Annotated in this window: 1 pseudogene; it reads left to right on the top strand. The window is 68.2% G+C overall.

The features are described from left to right. Window positions 1-679 (top strand): annotated as a pseudogene (locus tag AC097L_RS23410) (GGDEF domain-containing protein); the annotation flags it as partial.

The following is a 679-nucleotide window of genomic DNA, read 5'->3' as shown; positions in this document are numbered from 1 at the left end:
GGGGTGCAAAGCGCGCTGATGGTGCGCCAGCACCGGGTGGATTTTCAGCAAGCGGTGGACGACATTGCCAGAACCAGTGTGCCCTTGCTGGCGGTGAGCCTGTGGGACATCGAGCCGCGCACCGTGCAACAGCAGTTGAACCTGCTGGCCGACCGCCCGCAGGTGGGCTATGTGCTGTTGCTGGCCGGGACCGGGCGGCAGTTTGAAGCCGGCAATGCCCTGCTGCGCCAGGGAGCCGACAGCCGCCGCATCCCCATTCCGGCCCCCCAGGGCACCGCCGAGCTGGGGGAGTTGCGGCTGTGGGGCGACCCGGCCTTCGAAACCGAGGAGATGTTCCGCACCGCCTGGACGGTGCTGGCCGGATACGGGCTGTTCACCGTACTGGTATGCGCCCTGATCGCCTCCATGCTGCGCCGCGAACTGCAAATCCCGCTGCAGCGCCTGGCCCGCTTTGCCAGCGAACTGACCCCCCAGACCCTGGTGCAACCCCTGGTGCTGGACCGCCCCGTGCGGGCCCGCAGCGACGAAATCGACCAGGTGGCCGAGGGGTTTTCCACCCTGCAAAACGGCTTGCGCGCCCATATCGCCAACCTGGACCGCATGGTGGCCGAACGCACCCAGCAACTCGAGGCGCTGGCCGAGGCCAACCACCTGCTGTCCATCACCGACCCCCTGACCG

The organism is Rhodoferax sp. RT5P35 (assembly GCF_056521385.1).
The sequence above is the reverse complement of the archived record's forward strand: the minus strand, read 5'-3'. Positions and strand labels throughout refer to the sequence as shown.